This window comes from Enterococcus sp. DIV0183 (assembly GCF_050541505.1).
Lineage (GTDB): Bacteria > Bacillota > Bacilli > Lactobacillales > Enterococcaceae > Enterococcus > Enterococcus faecalis.
Genome location: NZ_CP172932.1, coordinates 2333445 through 2352500, shown reverse-complemented (window position 1 = coordinate 2352500; position 19056 = coordinate 2333445). Strand labels below are relative to the sequence as shown.

Annotated in this window: 24 protein-coding genes (1 of these 24 cut by a window edge); all 24 read left to right on the top strand. The window is 38.9% G+C overall.

Annotated features, from left to right (window positions below; all coding sequences use genetic code 11):
* Positions 1-921, top strand: partial view of a cell wall glycolipid biosynthesis glucosyltransferase BgsB gene (bgsB, locus tag IGK72_RS11440; protein ID WP_002389260.1) — the 3' portion only. It extends 303 nt beyond the left edge of the window; only the last 921 of its 1224 coding nucleotides appear in the window; the start codon falls outside the window, past its left edge; its stop codon occupies positions 919-921.
* A gap of 72 nt (positions 922-993) precedes the next feature.
* Positions 994-1884 (top strand): NAD(P)-dependent oxidoreductase, encoded by an 891-nt coding sequence (locus IGK72_RS11435; RefSeq protein ID WP_002356274.1) that lies wholly within the window; start codon positions 994-996, stop codon positions 1882-1884.
* Between the two features lie 100 nt (positions 1885-1984).
* On the top strand, positions 1985-2215 hold the full coding sequence (locus IGK72_RS11430) for a YkuJ family protein (RefSeq protein ID WP_002379802.1): 231 nt from the start codon (positions 1985-1987) through the stop codon (positions 2213-2215).
* A gap of 389 nt (positions 2216-2604) precedes the next feature.
* Positions 2605-3045 (top strand): fatty acid biosynthesis transcriptional regulator FabT, encoded by a 441-nt coding sequence (fabT, locus tag IGK72_RS11425; RefSeq protein WP_002362455.1) that lies wholly within the window; start codon positions 2605-2607, stop codon positions 3043-3045.
* 15 nt (positions 3046-3060) lie between these two features.
* The gene (locus IGK72_RS11420; protein ID WP_002359378.1) at positions 3061-4026 is read left to right on the top strand and encodes a beta-ketoacyl-ACP synthase III; all 966 of its coding nucleotides are present in this window, start codon (positions 3061-3063) and stop codon (positions 4024-4026) included.
* A gap of 52 nt (positions 4027-4078) precedes the next feature.
* Positions 4079-4306 carry an acyl carrier protein gene (locus IGK72_RS11415; protein ID WP_002356278.1) on the top strand — a complete coding sequence of 76 codons (228 nt, stop codon included), beginning with the start codon at positions 4079-4081 and terminating at the stop codon, positions 4304-4306.
* A 136-nt stretch (positions 4307-4442) separates the two neighbouring features.
* Positions 4443-5399 carry an enoyl-[acyl-carrier-protein] reductase FabK gene (gene fabK, locus IGK72_RS11410; protein ID WP_002356279.1) on the top strand — a complete coding sequence of 319 codons (957 nt, stop codon included), beginning with the start codon at positions 4443-4445 and terminating at the stop codon, positions 5397-5399.
* Between the two features lie 32 nt (positions 5400-5431).
* Complete coding sequence (gene fabD / locus IGK72_RS11405) at positions 5432-6361, top strand: ACP S-malonyltransferase (RefSeq protein WP_002356280.1); 930 nt, start codon at positions 5432-5434, stop codon at positions 6359-6361.
* Positions 6362-6364: 3 nt separating this feature from the next.
* Positions 6365-7102 carry a 3-oxoacyl-[acyl-carrier-protein] reductase gene (gene fabG, locus IGK72_RS11400; RefSeq protein WP_002356283.1) on the top strand — a complete coding sequence of 246 codons (738 nt, stop codon included), beginning with the start codon at positions 6365-6367 and terminating at the stop codon, positions 7100-7102.
* Positions 7103-7120: 18 nt separating this feature from the next.
* Positions 7121-8356, top strand: a complete 1236-nt coding sequence (fabF, locus tag IGK72_RS11395; protein WP_002356284.1) for a beta-ketoacyl-ACP synthase II — start codon at positions 7121-7123, stop codon at positions 8354-8356.
* Position 8357: 1 nt separating this feature from the next.
* Positions 8358-8846, top strand: coding sequence for an acetyl-CoA carboxylase biotin carboxyl carrier protein (accB, locus tag IGK72_RS11390; RefSeq protein ID WP_002367304.1), 489 nt, complete (start codon positions 8358-8360; stop codon positions 8844-8846).
* A gap of 3 nt (positions 8847-8849) precedes the next feature.
* Positions 8850-9275, top strand: a complete 426-nt coding sequence (gene fabZ / locus IGK72_RS11385; RefSeq protein ID WP_002356286.1) for a 3-hydroxyacyl-ACP dehydratase FabZ — start codon at positions 8850-8852, stop codon at positions 9273-9275.
* Between the two features lie 7 nt (positions 9276-9282).
* On the top strand, positions 9283-10653 hold the full coding sequence (locus tag IGK72_RS11380) for an acetyl-CoA carboxylase biotin carboxylase subunit (RefSeq protein WP_002367303.1): 1371 nt from the start codon (positions 9283-9285) through the stop codon (positions 10651-10653).
* A 55-nt stretch (positions 10654-10708) separates the two neighbouring features.
* A complete protein-coding gene (accD, locus tag IGK72_RS11375) occupies positions 10709-11575 on the top strand; it encodes an acetyl-CoA carboxylase, carboxyltransferase subunit beta (RefSeq protein WP_002356293.1) in 867 nt (288 codons plus the stop codon).
* A 1-nt stretch (position 11576) separates the two neighbouring features.
* Positions 11577-12365 carry an acetyl-CoA carboxylase carboxyl transferase subunit alpha gene (locus tag IGK72_RS11370; protein WP_002370566.1) on the top strand — a complete coding sequence of 263 codons (789 nt, stop codon included), beginning with the start codon at positions 11577-11579 and terminating at the stop codon, positions 12363-12365.
* 221 nt (positions 12366-12586) lie between these two features.
* Positions 12587-13114 carry a YqeG family HAD IIIA-type phosphatase gene (locus tag IGK72_RS11365; protein WP_002356296.1) on the top strand — a complete coding sequence of 176 codons (528 nt, stop codon included), beginning with the start codon at positions 12587-12589 and terminating at the stop codon, positions 13112-13114.
* On the top strand, positions 13111-14220 hold the full coding sequence (yqeH, locus tag IGK72_RS11360) for a ribosome biogenesis GTPase YqeH (RefSeq protein WP_002381381.1): 1110 nt from the start codon (positions 13111-13113) through the stop codon (positions 14218-14220). The genes IGK72_RS11365 and yqeH overlap by 4 nt, the downstream gene beginning before the upstream one ends.
* A 23-nt stretch (positions 14221-14243) precedes the next feature.
* Entirely contained in the window at positions 14244-14555 is a 312-nt protein-coding gene (gene yhbY / locus IGK72_RS11355; RefSeq protein ID WP_002356298.1) for a ribosome assembly RNA-binding protein YhbY, read from the top strand.
* 17 nt (positions 14556-14572) lie between these two features.
* Positions 14573-15232: a nicotinate-nucleotide adenylyltransferase gene (locus tag IGK72_RS11350; RefSeq protein WP_002365150.1), complete on the top strand. Its 660-nt coding sequence runs from the start codon at positions 14573-14575 to the stop codon at positions 15230-15232.
* Positions 15210-15800 (top strand): bis(5'-nucleosyl)-tetraphosphatase (symmetrical) YqeK, encoded by a 591-nt coding sequence (yqeK, locus tag IGK72_RS11345; RefSeq protein WP_002356300.1) that lies wholly within the window; start codon positions 15210-15212, stop codon positions 15798-15800. Before IGK72_RS11350 ends, yqeK begins: the two co-directional genes overlap by 23 nt.
* 46 nt (positions 15801-15846) lie before the next feature.
* Positions 15847-16185 carry a ribosome silencing factor gene (rsfS, locus tag IGK72_RS11340; protein ID WP_033072556.1) on the top strand — a complete coding sequence of 113 codons (339 nt, stop codon included), beginning with the start codon at positions 15847-15849 and terminating at the stop codon, positions 16183-16185.
* Between the two features lies 1 nt (position 16186).
* Positions 16187-16927 carry a class I SAM-dependent DNA methyltransferase gene (locus IGK72_RS11335; RefSeq protein WP_002356302.1) on the top strand — a complete coding sequence of 247 codons (741 nt, stop codon included), beginning with the start codon at positions 16187-16189 and terminating at the stop codon, positions 16925-16927.
* Between the two features lie 80 nt (positions 16928-17007).
* Entirely contained in the window at positions 17008-18195 is a 1188-nt protein-coding gene (locus tag IGK72_RS11330; protein ID WP_165548658.1) for a nucleotidyltransferase, read from the top strand.
* Between the two features lie 86 nt (positions 18196-18281).
* Positions 18282-19001, top strand: a complete 720-nt coding sequence (locus IGK72_RS11325; protein ID WP_002356305.1) for a YebC/PmpR family DNA-binding transcriptional regulator — start codon at positions 18282-18284, stop codon at positions 18999-19001.
* The last annotated feature ends 55 nt before the right edge of the window (positions 19002-19056 follow it).

The window sequence follows — 19056 nt, the reverse complement described above, 5'->3', positions numbered from 1 at the left end:
ATGGTTGGGAAAAAAATGAAAATCCCTGTCATCCATACGTATCATACAATGTATGAAGATTACTTACATTATATTGCTAAAGGAAAAGTTGTCCGTCCATCACATGTTAAATTCTTTTCAAGAGTGTTTACAAATCATACGACAGGTGTTGTTTGTCCCAGTGAACGTGTAATTGAAAAATTACGGGATTATGGAGTGACCGCACCAATGAGAATTATTCCAACAGGGATCGAAATTGATAAGTTTTTACGTCCCGATATTACTGAAGAAATGATCGCTGGAATGCGTCAACAACTAGGTATTGAAGAGCAACAGATTATGTTGTTATCGTTAAGTCGAATTTCTTATGAAAAAAATATTCAAGCAATTATTCAAGGATTACCACAAATTATTGAAAAATTACCACAAACTCGTTTAGTAATAGTTGGAAATGGTCCCTATCTAGAGGATTTAAAAGAATTAGCAGAAGAACTAGAAGTCAGTGAATACGTTCAATTTACGGGTGAAGTGCCAAATGAAGAAGTCGCGATTTATTATAAAGCTGCTGACTATTTTGTCAGCGCCTCAACGTCGGAAACACAAGGCTTAACTTATACAGAAGCGATGGCTGCTGGTGTTCAATGTGTTGCAGAAGGGAACGCCTATTTAAATAATTTATTTGATCATGAAAGCTTAGGCAAAACTTTTAAGACAGACAGTGATTTTGCCCCAACATTGATTGACTATATACAAGCAAATATTAAAATGGACCAAACTATTTTAGATGAAAAATTATTTGAAATTTCTTCTACAAACTTTGGCAACAAAATGATTGAATTTTATCAAGACACATTGATTTACTTTGATCAACTTCAAATGGAAAAAGAAAATGCGGACTCAATAAAAAAAATTAAAGTAAAATTTACATCTTTAAGAAAATAAACTGCAAAACTTTCCTCCTTCGTTTATACTGAAGGAGGAAAGTTTTTTATTTTAAGAACGGAGGAAGCTACTATGTCTAAAATCGGCTTTATTGGAACGGGTGTCATGGGAAAATCAATTATTCGTAACATGATGAAAAACAATTTATCTGTCAATGTTTACAATCGAACAAAAAGTAAAACAGATGATTTAGTTGCTGAAGGAGCAGTTTGGTATGATACGCCAAAAGCAATTGCGGAAGCGAGTGATATCATTTTTACAATGGTTGGCTTTCCTTCAGATGTTGAAGGCGTGTATTTTAATGAAACAGGGATTTTTCAAGCAGATCTTACAGGTAAAATAGTAGTAGATTTAACCACAAGTACGCCGACCTTGGCTGAAAAGATTGCCAAAAAAGCAGCAGAAGTGGGTGCTCATGCGTTGGATGCGCCAGTTTCTGGTGGTGACTTAGGTGCTAAAAATGGTACTTTAACAATTATGGTTGGTGGCGATCAAGAAAGTTATGACACCGTCTTACCAATTTTCAAAACATTTGGTAAAACGTTTATGCTACACGGCTCAGCTGGAAAAGGGCAACACACTAAGATGGCGAATCAGTTAATGATTGCAGGCACAATGACCGGGTTGACTGAAATGCTCGTTTATGCAAATGCGACAGGATTAACTTTAGAAAAAGTTCTGGAAACAGTCGGTGGTGGTAGTGCTGCGAACTGGTCATTAAGTAATTATGGACCGCGTATTTTAAAAGAAGATTATACGCCAGGCTTTTTTGTTAAACATTTTATCAAAGATTTAAAGATTGCGTTAGATGAAGCAAAAAAACTTGACCTTCCATTGCCAGCGACGCAAAAAGCGACAGAATTATATGAAAGCCTTGCAGATAAAGGGTTTGAAAATGATGGCACACAGGCCTTAATTAAGCTTTGGTGGACAGATGGCAAGCAACCAACGAATAAAAATTAAAGAACAACAAAAAAATCAAAAAAAATGACGAAAAATCATGCAAGTTAGGCAATGTTTTGTTACAATGGTACAGAACTAGTTTGCAAAAGGAGGCCCACTGATGAAACATTCACAACTTGTGGCGATTATTAAGAGACTGGAAGCAATGATCGAAGCAGCAGATAATGAAGTACAAGTACGCCGCTTTGAACGTGAAGGCGTAGAGAAATGTATTGTAAGTTTTGATAAATCAACAGAAACATTTGAATTAACAGAATCTGATACGCACCAAAGCTATCAATTCGATAACATCGATATTGTAGCAATGGAAATTTACGACTTAATTCAATAATTAATCGTCCTACATTTTAATAAGGGAGTGGAGTAGAAGCACCAAAGCTTCTGGTTCACTCTCTTCTCGTATTATCCAGTCAAGTTGTAGCAATAGCTTAGTGGGAGTTTAAGAATTATATAACAAAAATCACTGGCACTTCTCAATCAGGGGAGTGCCAGTGATGCTTTTTAGTTGCACTTCTTTCCTTTTTCTGTGAAAATAGTTTGGGTATCAAAGTAATTGATCCTTTTTTTAAAAGCCTCGTCCCTTGAAAATGCGCCTTTTTTGAAATATTTGAAGAATATTTCATTAAAAATATAGAAAATTCTCTTGCATTCTTTGCTTATTTACGATATAGTTTGAACATCAAATGTTTTGATAATCAAAGTATATGGATGGTGCACAGAATGGAACCTAATTTAGAAACAGTCAACGATTATTTAGTCAGTGTCTTTAATGACATCTTAACGATTGAAGAATCTGAATTGAAAAAATCACAATTTAATGATTTATCCATTACGGAGATGCACACAATCGAAGCAATTGGTATGTACAAGAAAAAAACGTCTTCAGAAGTAGCCAAGGAACTGTCAATTACCGTCGGAACACTTACTGTAGCGATTAACAACTTAGTTAAAAAAGGCTATGTTGAACGTTTGCGTAGTGAAGATGATCGACGTGTAGTAAAGCTTGGCTTAACCAAAAAGGGAAAATTACTTTTTAGAGTCCATCAGCATTTTCATCGTGAAATGGTTAAAAACATTTTGAAAGGCATGGAGCAAGAAGAAGAACAAGCGCTGTTAAGAGCACTAAAAAATCTTCATGATTTCTTGCAAGAATACAAATAAAAAGTGAGGATCCCCATGAAGAATTATGCACGAATTAGTTGTACAAGCCGTTATGTTCCAGAGAATTGTGTCACGAATCACCAACTGAGTGAAATGATGGATACCTCTGATGAATGGATACATTCGCGAACAGGCATTAGTGAACGTCGCATCGTTACGCAAGAAAATACGTCTGATTTATGTCATCAAGTCGCAAAACAGTTATTGGAAAAATCTGGAAAGCAAGCAAGTGAGATTGACTTTATTTTAGTTGCAACAGTGACACCAGATTTCAATATGCCTTCTGTTGCTTGCCAAGTGCAAGGCGCAATTGGCGCCACTGAGGCCTTTGCTTTTGACATCAGTGCAGCGTGTTCTGGTTTTGTCTATGCCTTAAGCATGGCAGAAAAACTAGTCTTAAGTGGTCGTTATCAAACAGGTCTAGTAATTGGTGGCGAAACATTTTCCAAAATGTTGGATTGGACCGATCGCTCCACAGCGGTGCTTTTCGGTGATGGGGCTGCCGGCGTCTTGATTGAAGCGGCTGAGACACCGCATTTTCTAAATGAAAAATTACAAGCAGATGGACAACGGTGGGCGGCTTTAACGTCAGGCTACACGATCAACGAAAGTCCTTTTTATCAGGGGCATGAGCAGGCTAGTAAGACGCTACAGATGGAAGGACGTAGTATTTTTGATTTTGCGATTAAAGATGTTTCACAAAATATTTTATCACTCGTGACGGACGAAACCGTGGATTATCTTCTACTACATCAAGCAAATGTGCGCATTATCGATAAAATTGCACGTAAGACGAAGATTTCCCGCGAGAAGTTTTTAACGAATATGGATAAATATGGCAATACCTCAGCTGCTAGCATTCCTATTTTGTTGGATGAAGCAGTTGAAAATGGGACCTTAATTTTAGGTTCCCAACAACGCGTGGTGCTAACAGGATTTGGCGGCGGCTTAACATGGGGCTCACTGCTCCTAACGCTGTAAAAAACTGTTCACATATAAATGAAGAAAATGACTATTTTGGAGGAATATACACATGGTATTTGAAAAAATTCAAGCAATTATCGTAGAAGAATTAGGAAAAGATGCTGAAGAGGTACAATTAACTACAAACATTCAAGAAGAATTAGATGCGGATAGCTTAGATTTATTCCAAATCATTAACGAAATCGAAGATGAATTTGATGTGAAAATTGAAACAGAAGATGGCATCCAAACCGTTCAAGATTTAGTAACATATGTAGAAAAACAACAAGCAAACTAATACATGAAAATAGGGGGCTGGGACATTTAATTGCTAAATGACCCAGTCCCTAAAAAAACAAGTAAATAAGCCGGAAAAATCCTTTTTTACTTGAATAAAGTGTACTTATCTTAGAACTAAAGGACGTATAAAATCAATGAATCAACAGTTATGTGAGTTGCTTGGAATCAATTATCCCATTTTTCAAGGCGGTATGGCTTGGGTAGCCGATGCTTCATTAGCAAGTGCTGTGTCAAACGCTGGTGGATTAGGGATTATTGCTGGCGGCAATGCCCCAAAAGAAGTCGTAAAAAAAGAAATTAAAAAAGTTAAAGAATTAACGGAGCAACCCTTTGGTGTCAATATTATGTTACTTTCACCTTTTGCCGATGAAATTGTCGATTTGGTTTGTGAAGAACAGGTTCCTGTCGTAACGACAGGTGCAGGCAATCCAGCCAAATACATGGCTCGTTTTAAAGAACATAACATTAAAGTAATCCCAGTAGTTCCTTCAGTTGCTTTAGCAAAAAGAATGGAAAAAATTGGTGCCGATGCTGTCATTTTTGAAGGAATGGAAGCTGGTGGACATATTGGCAAGTTAACCACTATGAGTGGCTTACCGCAAATCGTTGACGCTGTGTCAATTCCTGTGATTGCAGCAGGTGGGATTGGTGATGGTCGTGGTATGGCTGCGGCCTTTATGTTAGGTGCTGAAGCAGTCCAGTTAGGCACACGTTTTTTAATTGCCAAAGAATGCAACGTTCATCCAGATTATAAACAGAAAGTTTTAAAGGCACGTGATTTAGATGCAGTAATTACCTGCCAACATTTTGGCCATCCAGTGCGTACTTTAAAAAATAAATTAACCGCTCAATATAATCAATTAGAAAAGCAAGAACTCCAAAAAGAAGTGCCTGATTTAGAAATGTTTGAAAAAATTGGTCAGGGCGCTTTGCGCAAAGCTGTCGTTGACGGGGATATGGATTACGGTTCCGTCATGGCGGGACAAATTGCCGGGTTAATAAAAAAAGAAGAAACAGCCCAAGAAATCATTGATTCACTCATGTCTGAATGCAAAGCGATTGTACATAAGATGAATCAGCGTTGGGGCTAAGTGAATAATTTTAACAAAAAATGAGGTGTCGTATGAAAACAGCGATTTTATTTAGTGGACAAGGAGCCCAGTATCAAGGGATGGGTGAAGAATTATATCACCAAGAAGCGATTGTTCGGGAAACTTTCGATGAAGCAAGTCATATCTTAGGTTATGAGATGGCAGAACTTTGTTTTACTGAAAATGAACGTTTAAATGAAACAGAATATACGCAACCTGCTATTTTAACAGTCAGTGTCGCATTTTACCGTCTTTTGCAACAAAAAGGACTAACGCCTGATGTCGTAGCGGGTTTAAGCTTAGGGGAATATAGCGCTTTGGTTGCCAGCGGGGCTTTGCGTTTTTCAGAAGCAGTGGCCTTGGTCCAAAAGCGCGGTCAGTACATGACAGAAGCAGCACCACAAGGAACTGGCAAAATGGTTGCTGTCATGAATGCTGAGCGTGAAGTAATTGAAAAAGCCTGTCAAGAAGCCAGTGCTTTCGGAATTGTGGCTCCAGCAAATTATAATACACCACAACAAATCGTGATTGGTGGTGAGGTTGCTGCTGTTGATCAAGCGATGACACTTCTCAAAGAAGCTGGTGTGAAGCGAATGATTCCGTTAAATGTGAGTGGCCCTTTCCATACGGCGCTGTTACAACCAGCATCAAAAAAATTGGCTCAGGATTTAGCAAAATTGAACTTTCAAACGATGCAAATTCCTGTCATTAGTAATACGACTGCCGAAATTATGCCCCAAGAGGCAATTCAAGCGTTATTGGAAAAGCAAGTCATGTCTGCGGTACGTTTTGAAGACAGTATCGAAACGATGAAGGCTATGAACGTAGGAACGATGATTGAAGTTGGTCCAGGGAAAACATTAACTGGTTTTGTTAAAAAAATTGACAAAACAATTGAAATGCACCGTGTGGAAGATGTTGCAACATTAACAGAAACGTTAACAGCACTTACTGGGAGGTAAAAAATGGAATTAACAGGAAAAAACGTATTTATTACTGGAAGCACTCGTGGGATTGGCAAAGCAGTTGCATTGGCTTTTGCGAAAGAGGGCGCCAATATTGTTTTAAACGGTCGGAGTGAGATTACGCCAGAACAACGACAAGAAATTGAAGCCTTTGGGGTAAAATGTATTGGCCTTTCTGGAGATATTTCCGATTTTGATGCAGCGGGTGAGATGATTCAAGCAACCGTTGACCAATTAGGCTCGATTGATATTCTGGTGAATAACGCTGGGATTACGAATGATAAATTATTATTACGAATGACAAAAGAGGATTTTAATGCCTGTTTAGATATTAACTTGGTAGGAACTTTTAACATGACCCAGCAAGCGGTTAAACGTATGATGAAACAACGAAGTGGCCGGATTATTAATATGGCTAGCGTTTCTGGTTTAATGGGAAATGTTGGTCAAGCAAACTACGCTGCGAGTAAAGCGGGTGTTGTTGGTTTTACTAAATCGGTGGCGCGAGAAGTTGCGCCGCGTGGTATTACCTGCAATGCGATTGCACCAGGATTTATCCAAACCGAAATGACGGATGTTTTATCGGAAAAAGTTAAAACACAAATGAATGCGCAAATTCCCTTACAAACGTTTGGGCAAGTCGAAGATGTCGCAGCTACAGCGATATTCTTAGCTAAAAGTCCCTATATTACTGGGCAAGTCGTGAATGTTGATGGCGGCTTAGTCATGCACGGATAAACGAAAGGAGTCAAAAGGATGAATCGAGTAGTTATTACCGGTTACGGTGTCACCTCGCCGATTGGCAATGAACCTGAGACTTTTTTAGAAAGTTTGAAAACAGGGAAAAATGGTATCGGACCGATTAGTAAATTTGATGTTAGTGAAACAGGTGTCACCTTAGCAGCTGAAGTGAAAGACTTTCCAATGGAAAAATATTTTGTTAAAAAAGATGGCAAACGCATGGATAAATTTTCGTTATTTGGCATTTATGCGGCCTTAGAAGCAATGGCTATGAGTGGCTTGGATACCAGTCAACTAGATGTGGATCGGTTTGGCGTCATGGTGGGTTCCGGGATTGGTGGTTTGGAAACAATTCAAAATCAAGTAATTCGGATGCACGACAAAGGACCTGAACGTGTGGCACCGTTATTTATTCCAATGGCGATTGGAAACATGGTGGCGGGAAATATTGCTTTACGTGTTGGTGCCAAAGGAATTTGTACTTCAACAGTGACAGCTTGTGCTAGTGCAACTCATTCAATTGGGGAAGCGTTCCGCAATATCAAACATGGCTACTCTGATGTCATTATTGCTGGTGGAGCAGAAGCGCCTATTACAGAAATTGGTATTTCAGGATTTGCTTCCTTGACCGCTTTAACAAAGGCGACTGACCCAGAAAAAGCCTCAATTCCCTTTGATAAAGAACGTAGTGGATTTGTGATGGGAGAAGGAGCGGGTGTCTTTATTTTAGAATCATTAGATCATGCTCTAGAACGAGGCGCAACTATTTTAGGTGAAGTGGTTGGCTATGGTGCTAATTGCGATGCCTATCATATGACATCACCAACACCAGATGGGAGCGGCGCAGCGAAAGCCATGGTACTAGCAATGGAAGAAGCTGGGATTTCTCCAGAAAAAATTGGCTATATTAACGCCCATGGAACAAGCACACAAGCCAATGACAGTGCAGAATCTAAAGCAATTGAATTGGCTTTAGGTGATGCCGCAAAAACGGCATATGTAAGTAGTACGAAGAGTATGACGGGACATCTCTTAGGCGCCGCTGGTGGAATTGAAGGAATTGCTACCCTAAATGCTTTACAACATCAATTTATTCCGCCAACCATTAATGTGGAAAATCAAGATGAAGCAATTACGGTGAACGTTGTTTTAAACGAAAGCAAAGAGCATAAATTTGATTATGCTTTAAGTAACTCACTAGGCTTTGGTGGCCACAATGCAGTTATTTGCTTAAAACGCTGGGAGGATTAACATGCAGTTAGAAGAAGTAAAAGCACTATTAACACAATTTGATCAATCAACTTTAACCGAATTTGATTTACGAGAAGGCTCGTTTGAATTATATATGAATAAAAATACAGTTTCTGGACGAAGTGCCGTAGAACCAGTGGCGCAACCACAAGAAATACCAGTAGCCGCTAGTGGTGTGTCAGTGCCTGTTGAAACAGTTTCTGTCGTTGAAGAAACGCCAACTAATACACCGACAACCAATGAAAAGACAGAAGAAATTACGTCACCTATTGTAGGAATCGTTTATTTACAACCAGCACCAGATAAAGAGAACTTTGTCAAAGTAGGAGACACTGTTAAAACGGGTGACGTTGTGTGTATCGTTGAAGCGATGAAATTAATGAATGAAATTACGGCGACAGTTGACGGTGTGATTACTGAAATATTAGTCAACAATGAAGATGTGGTTGAATTTGGTCAGCCGCTATTCCGAGTTGCTAAAGGAGAATAAAACATGAAATTAACAATTACAGAAATTCAAGAAATTTTACCACATCGCTATCCCTTTTTATTATTAGATAGTGTTGAAGAAGTCATTCCCGGGGAACGCGTTGTAGCGAAAAAGAATGTAACGGTTAATGAGCAAGTTTTTCAAGGTCATTTTCCTGGGAATCCTGTTTTGCCAGGAGTTTTAATTATTGAATCGTTGGCTCAAGCAGGCGCCGTGGCATTACTTTCAATGCCTGAATTCAAAGGGAAAACGGCATACTTTGGTGGATTAGATAAAGCAAAATTTAGACAAAAGGTAACACCAGGCGACACATTAATTTTAGAGGTTGAACTTTTAAAAGTCCGCGCTTCTGCTGGAATGGGTAAAGGTGTGGCAAAAGTTAATGGAAAAAAAGTTGCCGAGGCTGAATTAACCTTTATGATTGGATAGGTGAAAAATGTTTTCGAAAGTATTAATCGCAAACCGCGGAGAAATCGCTGTTCGTATTATTCGTGCCTGTCGCGAATTAGGCGTTCAAACAGTTGCTGTTTACTCTGAAGCGGATCAAGAAGCGTTACACACACAGTTAGCAGATGAAGCCATTTGTATTGGACCGGCGAAAGCAACTGATTCTTATTTAAATGTTCAAGCTGTTTTAAGTGCAGCAATTGTTACCAATGCTGAAGCGATTCATCCAGGGTTTGGTTTCTTATCTGAAAATAGTCAATTTGCTTCAATGTGCGAAGAATGTAACATTACTTTTATCGGTCCTAAAGCAGAAACGATTGATGCAATGGGCAATAAAATAAACGCACGTCAACTGATGCAAAAAGCCAAGGTACCTGTTATTCCTGGGAGTGATGGCGTCATTGATTCTGTCGAAGAAGCGTTGACGATTGCTGAAGAAATTGGTTACCCAGTGATGTTAAAGGCAGCTGCTGGTGGTGGCGGAAAAGGAATCCGAAAAGTTCTTTCAAAAGAAGAGTTACCGAAACACTTTACTTCAGCGCAGCAAGAAGCCAAAGCCGCATTTGGTAATGATGATATGTATTTAGAAAAAATTATTTATCCAGCACGTCATATCGAAGTGCAAATTTTAGGTGATCAATATGGGCATGTGATTCACTTAGGAGAACGTGATTGCTCACTACAAAGAAATAATCAAAAAGTGTTAGAAGAATCACCATCGATTGCTATTTCTGAAGAAAAGCGTCAGATGTTAGGCGAAACGGCCGTTCGAGCGGCACAAGCTGTGCATTATGAAAATGCCGGAACCATTGAATTTTTGATGGATCCAGCTGGCGACTTTTATTTCATGGAAATGAATACCCGCATCCAAGTCGAACATCCAGTTACGGAAATGGTAACAGGGATTGATTTAGTCAAAGCACAATTAGAAATTGCTTCAGGTGAACCTTTAGGCTATACCCAAGAGGATGTTACCATGACTGGGCATGCGATTGAGTGCCGAATTAACGCTGAAAATCCTGCCTTTAATTTTGCTCCCTCACCAGGTAAAATTCAAAATCTCTTGTTGCCTAGTGGTGGAATGGGCTTGCGTGTAGACAGCGCTATGTATTCAGGGTATTCAATTCCGCCTTATTATGATTCAATGATTGCAAAAGTCATCGTACATGGTGAAAATCGTTTTGATGCCTTGATGAAAATGCAAAGGGCTTTAAATGAAATTGTAACAGAAGGTATTATTACGAATGCCGAATTCCAATTGGATTTAATTACACATGACAATGTTTTGACAGGTGACTATGACACAAGCTTTTTACAAGAAACATTTCTACCAAATTGGGAGCCAGAAAGCAATCATTAAAGAAAGAACGCCGCAAGAGCTGTGCTCTTGCCGCTAAAATACGAGGAGTAAGCAAATGGCATTATTTAAAAAGAAAAATTACATTCGCATTAATCCAAATCGTGCTGATGCAAATGATGCATCAAAGAAGCCTTCTGTTCCAGATAATATGTGGGCAAAATGCCCTTCTTGTAAGCGAACACTGTATACAAAAGAAATGGGTGCAGAAAAAATCTGTCCGCATTGTGGCTATAGTTTTCGGATTGGTGCATGGGAACGATTAGCGATAACCGTTGATGAAAAAAGTTTCCACAATTGGGACAGTGAATTAGTGACAAAAGATCCACTAAATTTTCCTGGTTATCTTGAAAAAATTGAAAAAATGCAAGAAAAAACTGGATTAGATGAAGCTGTCTTAACGGGAGAAGCAACAATTGAAGGACAAGCTGTTGCAATTGGAATCATGGATGCTAATTTTATCATGGGCAGTATGGGAACGATTGTTGGTGAAAAAATCACACGCTTGTTTGAGCGGGCGACAGAAAAGCATTTACCAGTAGTGATTTTCACTGCATCTGGTGGTGCCCGTATGCAAGAAGGAATTTTTTCATTGATGCAAATGGCGAAAATTTCGGCCGCTTTGCAACGGCATAACAAAGCAGGCTTGCTGTATCTTACGGTATTGACTGATCCAACGACTGGCGGTGTTACCGCAAGTTTTGCGATGGATGGCGATATTATTTTGGCAGAGCCTCAGAGTTTAATCGGTTTTGCTGGCCGCCGTGTAATTGAACAAACGATTCGTCAAGAGTTGCCAGATGATTTTCAAAAGGCCGAGTTTCTTTTAGAACATGGTTTTGTAGATCAGATTGTGCCAAGAAATCTTTTGCGTCAACGATTGAGCGACTTGTTACGTTTACATTCTTTGGAAGGGTGGCGCTAACATGGAAAAGAAAACAGCCAATGATGTTGTTACCTTGGCAAGAGCCCAAGATCGTTTGACAACTTTAGAATATATAGAAGCAATTTTTGAGGACTTTTTAGAATTTCATGGGGATCGTTACTTTGCCGATGATTTAGCTGTAGTCGGTGGTGTTGCTACTTTGCAAGGTAAACCAGTTACAGTGGTAGGTATCCAAAAAGGCCGAAATCTACCAGAAAATATTGAACGTAATTTTGGTTCACCTAATCCTGAAGGGTATCGCAAAGCGTTACGTTTAATGAAACAAGCGGAAAAATTTAATCGCCCAGTCATTACCTTTGTGAACACTGCTGGTGCCTATTGTGGGATTGGTGCCGAAGAGCGGGGAGAAGGGGAAGCCATTGCGCAAAACCTGTTAGAGATGTCTGATTTGAAAGTGCCAATCATTTCAGTCATCATTGGTGAGGGCGGTAGTGGCGGTGCTTTAGCTTTAGCAGTCGCAGATGAAGTTTGGATGTTGGAACACACGATTTATGCGGTTCTTTCGCCAGAAGGTTTCGCCTCTATTTTGTGGAAAGACGGCAGTCGTGCGAAAGAAGCAGCAGAATTGATGAAAATCACAGCGACAGAGCTGAAGGAATTAGCTATTGTAGATAAAGTAATTCCAGAAGTTATGAACGGTCAGCCTCTGGAACAAGCAAAAATTAATCGCATGTTACAAAAAGCGTTCATTTCAAAATTAACTGAATTAGCTAAATTAGGTACGGAAACGTTACTAGAAAAAAGATACCAACGTTTTCGCAAATATTAGAAGTTACTACTCATCAACGAACTTTTCAGGGGTTGATGGGTGGCTTTTTTTATTTTTTCTTTTATTTTACTTGTTCTTTTACAAGGAACGACCGTCCTTTATAGAAATTTTCAGTAAAATGCAGTATAATACAATAGGTAGAGACTGAAGCATAATTGTTTAGTTATGTTTCAGTCTCTTAAAATCGAAGAAACTACATAGTGTCAGTGAGAGGAGTCACGATGTTTTCAAAATATAAACCGACATGGATGATTGATGCGATTTATAAAATTACCCCCGCACAATTAAAAAAACTGGGGATTAAGGCAGTACTAACTGACTTAGATAATACTTTAATTGCTTGGAATAATCCCGATGGAACAGAAGAATTAAAAACTTGGTTATTAGAAATGAAAAATGCAGGAATTACTGTCCTCGTTGTTTCAAACAACAAAGACAGCCGGATTAAACGCGTTGTTGAAAAGTTTGACTTAGATTATGTAGCACGTGCCTTGAAACCAACCGCACGTGGCTTCAAATTAGCAGAAAAAAAATTAGGCTTGAAGCCATCTGAAATGTTAATGGTCGGCGATCAGATTATGACAGATATTCGGGGAGCTAACGCAGCGGGTATACGCAATGTTTTAGTTCAACCGATTGTCGATACAGATGGCTGGAATACTAGAATCAATCGGTTCTTTGAACGGAAAATTATGAAATACTTATCAAAAAAACATCCAGAAATGACATGGAGAGGCGGATTAGAATGACAGAGGCAATTCATTGTATTGGCTGTGGTGCGATTATCCAAACGGAAAATCCTCATGAATTAGGCTATACACCAAAAACAGCTTTCGAAAAAGGAATGGAAACAGGGGAAGTTTATTGCCAACGTTGTTTTCGCTTAAGACATTATAATGACATTCAAGATGTCCAATTAACAGATGATGACTTTTTACGTTTATTGAATGGTTTAGGAACAGAAGATGCACTGATTGTGAACGTAGTGGATATTTTTGACTTTAATGGCTCTCTTATTCCAGGACTACATCGTTTTATCGGAGATAATCCTGTGTTGTTAGTTGGCAATAAAGTGGATATTTTGCCTAAATCATTAAAAAAACCTAAAATGGTTCAATGGATGAGAGAACGGGCCCATGAAGCAGGATTACGCCCTGTTGATGTTTTACTAACAAGTGGCAAGAAACCACAAGAAATGCAAGAGTTATTAGATACGATCGAAAAATATCGTGAAGGCCGAGACGTTTATGTCGTAGGTGTGACCAATGTTGGAAAATCAACATTAATCAATCAAATCATTCAACAAACAGTGGGTGTTCAAGATGTGATTACGACATCACAATTTCCTGGAACAACGCTAGATAAAATTGAAATTCCATTAGACGATGGCCACTTCTTAATCGATACGCCCGGAATTATTCACCGTCATCAAATGGCACATTACCTAGGTAAAAAAGACTTGAAAATTATTGCACCGCAAAAAGAAATCAAACCGAAAGTTTACCAATTAAATGCTGAACAAACCTTGTTTTTAGGTGGCTTGGCTCGCTTTGATTATGTCCAAGGTGCTAAAAGTTCCTTCATTGCCTACGTTTCCAATGACTTAAATTTACACCGAACAAAAACAGCAACCGCCGATGCTTTTTATGAAAAACATGTTGGTGGCTTATTGCAGCCCCCACGTGCCGATGAAGTCGCTGAGTTTCCTGAATTAGTGCGCTTTGAATTTTCCGTGAAAGAAAAAACGGATATTGTGTTTGCTGGTCTAGGTTGGATTACTGTCACAGAACCTGGTGTAGTCGCTGGTTGGGCGCCTAAAGGTGTCGATGTTTTACGTAGAAAAGCATTAATTTAAATTTTAGAGAGAAGGCAAACAATTTGAAACTTAGAGGAAAACAAAAACGTTATTTACGTAGTCAGGCACACCATTTACAACCTATTTTTCAAGTAGGCAAAGGTGGTTTGAATGACGCAATGATTACACAAATTGATGAAGCGTTGGAAAAACGTGAACTGATTAAAATTACGTTATTACAAAATACAGATGAAGTAGCAGAAGAGGTTGCAGAAGAACTAACAGCAGCCATTCATTGCGATGTGGTACAAATTATTGGTCGCGTGTTGGTCTTATTCAAGCCATCAAGTAAAGAAAAATATCAAAAAATTTCAGCAGCAGTCAAAGAGATTTAATATTGGAGGGATGAACAATGGGAGAAAAAAGACAAGCGCGTCAAGGAGCGGACGTTCTCTTGCAAGAGGAACCGTTACGTTTTCAAACAAGAAAGCAAGTCGGCTTGTTAGGTGGTAATTTTAATCCCGTTCATTTAGCACATCTTGTCATGGCCGATCAAGTTCAAAATCAACTAGGTTTGGACAAAGTTTACTTAATGCCTACGTACTTACCACCACATGTAGACGAAAAGAAAACAATTAGCAGCGAACATCGGTTAGCAATGTTAGAACTAGCGGTGGCTGATAATCCCTGCTTAGATATTGAGCCAATTGAATTAATTCGCAAAGGCAAAAGTTACACGTATGATACAATGAAAGCTTTAAAAGAAGCCAATCCAGATACTGATTATTATTTTATAATTGGTGGAGATATGGTGGAATACTTGCCCAAATGGCATCGGATTGATGACTTACTCCATTTAGTTCAATTTGTCGGCATTCGGCGTCCTAATTATCCAACGGAATCTACCTATCCAATTATTTGGGTCGATGTTCCGCAGATGGCGATTAGTTCCACTTTGATTAGACAAAAAGTCAAAAGTGGTTGCTCAACACGCTATCTTCTTCCAGAGAATGTGATAAACTATATTCAAGAGAAGGGACTGTATCAAGATGAGCTGGATAACAAATTATGATGCTGCACAACGTGAATTATTAATGCAAAAAGTTCAAATGCAAATGAGTGAACGTCGCTTTCGCCATGTGTTAGGAGTCGAGGAAACAGCTGTGGCCTTGGCAGCGAAATATGGTGCCGATGAAGCCAAAGCCAGTATTGCTGCTTTGACGCATGATTACGCCAAAGAACGTCCAAACGATGAATTCGAGTTGATTATTCGCCGAGATGGTTTTGATTTGGCTTTATTAAACTATGGCAATGAAATTTGGCATGGCTTAGTTGGGGCGGATATTGTTCAACGGGAATTAGCCATTGATGACGAAGAAATCTTGCAGGCAATTCGTGTGCATACAACTGGGGCTGCTAAGATGAGCTTGCTAGATAAAATTATTTATGTCGCAGATTACATTGAACCAGGACGTGATTTTCCAGGTGTGAAAGAAGCCCGTGAAATTGCCCTTGTTGACTTAGATGCAGCGGTTGCTTATGAAACGAAACATACCTTGTTACATTTGATTGAACAAGAACATAAAATTTATCCAAAAACGTTAGAGACCTACAATCAATGGGTCGTTAATCAAAAATAAAAGAAGAAAGAATTACTAGGAGGGAACTATCATAGATAGCCAGAAAATTTTAGAAATTGCTGTCAAAGCAGCAGATTCAAAACGAGCAGAAGAAATTGTCGCATTAGACGTAAGAGAGATTTCATTATTAGCAGATTATTTTTTAATTTGCCAAGCCAATAGTGAACGTCAAATCAATGCGATTGTTGATGAAATTAACGAACAAGAAGCCAAAAATCAAGTAGAAGTCAAGCGTGTGGAAGGTAAAGAAGGCGGAAAATGGATTTTAATCGATTTAGGCGATGTTATTGTCCATGTATTCCAATCTTCAGAACGTGCCTTTTACAATTTAGAAAAATTATGGTCAGATGCCCCAATGGTTGATCTAAGCGCTTGGGTCGACTAAAATGGCCTATGAAACGTTTGCTTTCGTCTATGACGAAGTGATGGACGAAAGCCTATACCAAAAATGGTTGGATTTTTCCAATCGTCATCTCCCACAAGGAACCCAACAAATTCTTGAAATGGCTTGTGGTACAGGCGCTTTAGCAGTTGATTTTGCGAAAAGTGGTTACGATGTGACGGCCTTAGACTTATCAGAAGAAATGTTGATGATTGCTAGTGAACGGGCCTTTGAAGAAGAAGTGCCAGTTCAATTTGTTCAGGGAAATATGCTAGATTTATCTGAAGTGGGACAATACCAAGCCATCACTTGTTTTTCTGATTCACTGTGCTATATGGCTAATCGCCAAGAAGTACAACAAGTGTTCGATGAAGTTTATCAAGCGTTAGAAGAGGAAGGAACGTTCATTTTTGATGTTCATTCTACTTACAAAATTGATTCAGTTTTTCCAGAATATAGCTATCATTATCAAACAGAAGAATTTGCTTTTCTATGGGATAGTTACGCTGGTGAAAAAGAACACAGCATCGAACATTTCTTAACATTTTTTGTGAAAGAACAGGAAACAGATGAGCACTTTGTTCGGTATGATGAATTGCATCAAGAACGAACCTATTCGTTAGATAACTATTTACGAATGTTAGAAAGTGCTGGTTTCATGAATGTCAAAGTTTATGCAGACTTTACAGATGAAGCACCAACTGAAACAAGTGAACGCTGGTTCTTTGTTTGTCAAAGAGATTAATAAGATTTGGCTTATGAGCTTGGGACAGCGCTTAAAAACGTTTGTCTCTTTGCTGATAAGTCCATTTTTTTATAACGGAGGTGGCTAGAGTGAAAGCCTGTGGCATTATCGTGGAATATAATCCCTTTCATAATGGACATCGCTATCATGCCCAACAAGCTCGCCAACAAAGCGGAGCTGAAGTAGTGATTGCTATAATGAGTGGAAATTTTTTACAAAGAGGAGAACCAGCCTTACTAGATAAGTGGGCCAGAGCAGAAGAAGCTTTGCAAAATGGTGTGGATTTAGTCATTGAATTGCCGACAGCTTGGTCGGTACAGTCTGCGGATTACTTTGCCAAAGGCGGTATAAAGTTATTGCAGGCGTTGCAATGTGAGAGCTTATGTTTTGGAACAGATAGTACAAGCACAATTGATTATGCGGCTTTCGGCCAGTTTGTCCAAGAAAATCAATCCTTAATTGATCAAACGTTCCACGCATTGACAGACAAACAATTGAGTTATCCACAAAAAATGACTGCTGTTTTTCGTCAAGTATATCCTGAAAGCAGGTTCGATTTTTCTTCGCCTAATCATATTTTGGGGATGAGTTATGCAAAGGAAAATGCCACGTATCCAACCCCGATGACGCTCTACCCAATTGCTAGAAAACAAGCGGGCTTTCATGATGCAACGATTTCTGGGAAAGTTGCTAGCGCCACGGCGATTAGGCAAAGTGTTTTTCAACAAGAAATAACGCAAGTGCTGCCAACGGTTCCTTCTATAACCGCACAACATTTACAAACACAGACAATGATTTCATGGGAAAATTATTGGCCCTTCCTAAAGTATAAAATTGTTCAATCCTCGTTAGAAGAGTTACAAGCCATTTACCAAATGACGGAAGGACTTGAATATCGACTAAAAGATCAAATCCAAGCAGCAGGTTCTTTTCACGAATTAATGGAACGTATGAAAACGAAGCGTTATACTTGGACAAGATTGCAACGATTAGCAACCTATATATTGTTAAATATGACCAAAGAAGAAGTTGAAACTGTTTGGCAAGACAGCTATCTCCATGTGCTAGGATTTACGCCAAAGGGACAAGCTTATCTAAAAGAAACCAAAGCACAGATTCAATTGCCGGTAATTTCCAAAGTATCTAAAGAAAACCGCGCAATGCTTTCGTTAGATATTCGCGCCAATCAACTATACCAGATGGGAGATTCTTCTTTAAAAGAACAAAATTTTGGTCGGTTTCCCTTACGATTTTCGCCAGATACCTAAAAAATACTTAACAAAAATCAGTTTCCCCAGTATAATAAACAAGGGATAAGATACTAACAACAAATCAGAGAAAGCGAAGTGAGAATATGGGCCGTAAATGGGCAAATATTAAAGAGAAAAAAGCTGCCAAAGACGCAAACAATAGCCGTGTTTATGCAAAATTCGGGATTGAAATTTACGTAGCAGCGAAGTCAGGAGACCCTGATCCTCATGCAAACCAAAAATTACGGTTTGTAATCGAACGCGCCAAAACATACAATGTACCAAAACATATTATTGATCGCGCTATTGAAAAAGCAAAAGGTTCAGCAGATGAACAATATTCTGAATTACGCTATGAAGGATTTGGGCCAAATGGTTCAATGGTCATTGTTGATGCTTTAACAAACAACGTGAACCGAACAGCAGCAGATGTGCGGGCCGCATTTGGTAAAAACGGCGGAAACATGGGTGTCAGCGGTGCTGTTTCCTACATGTTTGATAATACAGGTATCATTGGCTTTGCTGGTGACGATGCGGATGAAATTTTAGAATACTTAATGGAAAAAGACATTGATGTTCGCGATGTTGTTGAAGAAGACGGTCAAATTATCGTTTACACAGAACCAGAAGATTTCCACCATGCACAAGAAGCGTTAAAAGAAAAAGGCATTGAAGAATTCACGGTTACTGAGTTAGAAATGGTTCCACAAAATGAAGTAACATTAGAAGGCGACGATTTAGCGAACTTTGAAAAAATGTTAGACGTTTTAGAAGATTTAGAAGATGTTCAAAAAGTTCATCATAATGTAGATTTACCTGAATAATCCATTTGTTCGTTTGTTTTAAGATTTAGAAAGTGAGCCATCGGTCATTTTGACT

Excerpts from the sequence above, each read along its gene's own strand:
- IGK72_RS11435 (WP_002356274.1), top strand. The coding sequence starts at position 994 with ATGTCTAAAATCGGCTTTATTGGAACGGGTGTCATGGGAAAATCAATT.
- IGK72_RS11430 (WP_002379802.1), top strand. The coding sequence starts at position 1,985 with ATGAAACATTCACAACTTGTGGCGATTATTAAGAGACTGGAAGCAATG.
- fabT (WP_002362455.1), top strand. The coding sequence starts at position 2,605 with ATGGAACCTAATTTAGAAACAGTCAACGATTATTTAGTCAGTGTCTTT.
- IGK72_RS11420 (WP_002359378.1), top strand. The coding sequence starts at position 3,061 with ATGAAGAATTATGCACGAATTAGTTGTACAAGCCGTTATGTTCCAGAG.
- IGK72_RS11415 (WP_002356278.1), top strand. The coding sequence starts at position 4,079 with ATGGTATTTGAAAAAATTCAAGCAATTATCGTAGAAGAATTAGGAAAA.
- fabK (WP_002356279.1), top strand. The coding sequence starts at position 4,443 with ATGAATCAACAGTTATGTGAGTTGCTTGGAATCAATTATCCCATTTTT.
- fabD (WP_002356280.1), top strand. The coding sequence starts at position 5,432 with ATGAAAACAGCGATTTTATTTAGTGGACAAGGAGCCCAGTATCAAGGG.
- fabG (WP_002356283.1), top strand. The coding sequence starts at position 6,365 with ATGGAATTAACAGGAAAAAACGTATTTATTACTGGAAGCACTCGTGGG.
- fabF (WP_002356284.1), top strand. The coding sequence starts at position 7,121 with ATGAATCGAGTAGTTATTACCGGTTACGGTGTCACCTCGCCGATTGGC.
- accB (WP_002367304.1), top strand. The coding sequence starts at position 8,358 with ATGCAGTTAGAAGAAGTAAAAGCACTATTAACACAATTTGATCAATCA.
- fabZ (WP_002356286.1), top strand. The coding sequence starts at position 8,850 with ATGAAATTAACAATTACAGAAATTCAAGAAATTTTACCACATCGCTAT.
- IGK72_RS11380 (WP_002367303.1), top strand. The coding sequence starts at position 9,283 with ATGTTTTCGAAAGTATTAATCGCAAACCGCGGAGAAATCGCTGTTCGT.
- accD (WP_002356293.1), top strand. The coding sequence starts at position 10,709 with ATGGCATTATTTAAAAAGAAAAATTACATTCGCATTAATCCAAATCGT.
- IGK72_RS11370 (WP_002370566.1), top strand. The coding sequence starts at position 11,577 with ATGGAAAAGAAAACAGCCAATGATGTTGTTACCTTGGCAAGAGCCCAA.
- IGK72_RS11365 (WP_002356296.1), top strand. The coding sequence starts at position 12,587 with ATGTTTTCAAAATATAAACCGACATGGATGATTGATGCGATTTATAAA.
- yqeH (WP_002381381.1), top strand. The coding sequence starts at position 13,111 with ATGACAGAGGCAATTCATTGTATTGGCTGTGGTGCGATTATCCAAACG.
- IGK72_RS11350 (WP_002365150.1), top strand. The coding sequence starts at position 14,573 with ATGGGAGAAAAAAGACAAGCGCGTCAAGGAGCGGACGTTCTCTTGCAA.
- yqeK (WP_002356300.1), top strand. The coding sequence starts at position 15,210 with ATGAGCTGGATAACAAATTATGATGCTGCACAACGTGAATTATTAATG.
- IGK72_RS11335 (WP_002356302.1), top strand. The coding sequence starts at position 16,187 with ATGGCCTATGAAACGTTTGCTTTCGTCTATGACGAAGTGATGGACGAA.
- IGK72_RS11325 (WP_002356305.1), top strand. The coding sequence starts at position 18,282 with ATGGGCCGTAAATGGGCAAATATTAAAGAGAAAAAAGCTGCCAAAGAC.